The organism is Bartonella sp. CR84HXZ (assembly GCF_042194535.1).
Classification (GTDB): Bacteria; Pseudomonadota; Alphaproteobacteria; order Rhizobiales; family Rhizobiaceae; genus Bartonella; species Bartonella grahamii.
Genome location: NZ_JBHIMY010000069.1, coordinates 1 through 1,637, shown reverse-complemented (window position 1 = coordinate 1,637; position 1,637 = coordinate 1). Strand labels below are relative to the sequence as shown.

The 1,637-nt window shown below is 38.2% G+C and carries 2 protein-coding genes and 1 pseudogene; 1 reads left to right on the top strand and 2 read right to left on the bottom strand.

Translation table 11 applies throughout. The features are described 5' to 3' along the window. The coding region (locus ACFIKD_RS09320; RefSeq protein WP_375647885.1) for a POTRA domain-containing protein at positions 1–643 on the bottom strand (643 nt) is incomplete at its 3' end. Then, positions 636–815: a hypothetical protein gene (locus ACFIKD_RS09315; protein ID WP_375647884.1), complete on the bottom strand. Its 180-nt coding sequence runs from the start codon at positions 813–815 to the stop codon at positions 636–638. The genes ACFIKD_RS09315 and ACFIKD_RS09320, both read right to left, overlap by 8 nt. Before the next feature lie 300 nt (positions 816–1,115). Here ACFIKD_RS09315 and ACFIKD_RS09310 point away from each other — a divergent pair. Next, positions 1,116–1,637, top strand: a pseudogene (locus ACFIKD_RS09310) (type ISP restriction/modification enzyme); the annotation flags it as partial.

The window sequence follows — 1,637 nt, the reverse complement described above, 5'->3', positions numbered from 1 at the left end:
TGCTCCCCGCACCAAGATTAATGGTAGCTTGGCGTGAGAAAAGCCGATTGATTTGATCAAGCCCTTGCTCTATCTGGCGCAGATTGGTCGGCTTCCCAATAAGGTTTGGAAAAGCCGTGGTGATTTCTCCTTGAAGTTTCCTCTCAACTTTATGCCCATCAAGAGTGATATCTTCCATCACACCTTCAACTACAACAATCTTGAGATGACCGCCGCTTAAATCTTGCTCAGGCAAATAAGCCCGCACCGCAATATAGCCGCGCTTCATATAAAGCTTGGTCACCGCTTTGAGCACTTTGTTGATTTCGGCAATCCCCAAACACCGCCCTTCCCAAAGAGAAATGGCTTCATGAAGGTCGGTATGAGAAATCAACTGAGCATCAACAAATTCAATGCTTTTGATCAGCAAACAGGTTGTACCAGACGAAGCACCATAGGCAGATGTGGTATCATCATCTGGCAAAAATACCCCATGTGTTTCGTTTCTACGGTGTAATTGCTGAAAACGCTGTTCTTGCGTTTGTTGTCGTTGGATGCTCTCTGATTGATTAATCGCTTTCTCACGAATGTTTTCGGCAAAACTCGGCAACGAGAAAAGGCACAAAATAGCCGCAAAAACAAAAGTGAAAAAAAATCTATGCATTCATTGTGTCCTCAAAATGAGCAACAAAATGAACCATATCGTCAGCGTCACAGAAAAAATCGCCAACCGCGTAACAATTTTTTAATTTTTTGATAAGAATAATACTTCTAAAATCTAAGAGAAAAGCATAGACTGTACTGTATACACCTGCTTTATGTGTTGTGCAAACCATATCATTTCCCCCGCTTTTGAAGATTTTACAATGACACTGTTAAATGACAATCATACACTCTATATGCTTCTTAATTTTAAGGTGTTGCGTGTAATATAATCTTGAGCTTCAAGTAAAGACTGTTATTCATAGAATATACCAAATTTATTGGAACTGTTACATATTAGAGACAACAAGAAACACTCCGTTATTATCGCTTGATAAGAAAAATAGCATGACGATAGCTTATACTAAAATAAGAAAAAAAACGCGATAATAGTACAGACATAGGTTTAAAAAGTGCCTCTCTGCTTACTTACTAAAACCATAACAAAAGAAGATATCTTTTATTATTGGTTACGGAATTTTACATTCGGAAGATTACCGTGCTCGCTATGCTGATAATCTCTCTAAAGAATTGCATTGTCTTCCTTGTGTAAAAACTGCTGAGGATTTTTGGAAATTTGTAACAGCAGGGCGTGAACTGGGTCATTTGCACGTAAACTATGAAACTGTAGAGCCTTATCCCGTGACCTTTAAAAAGGGTAATCCAAAAGTTACAGAGATCTCTAATCCCGAAAAGTTTTATTATGTAACTGAAATGAAATTTGCAAAAGCAGGTAAAGAAAATGGAAAATCTGATAAAGATAAAACCACTGTTATTTACAATAGCAATATCACAATAACAGATATCCCTCTTGAAGCTTATGAGTATATCGTAAATGGTAGACCCGCTCTTGAATGGGTTATGGGGCGTCAATGTGTAAAGACTGATAAAAAGAGTGGTATTGTGAATGATGCCAATCGCTATGCTTGTTGAAACCGTTGGCAACCCTGCTTATC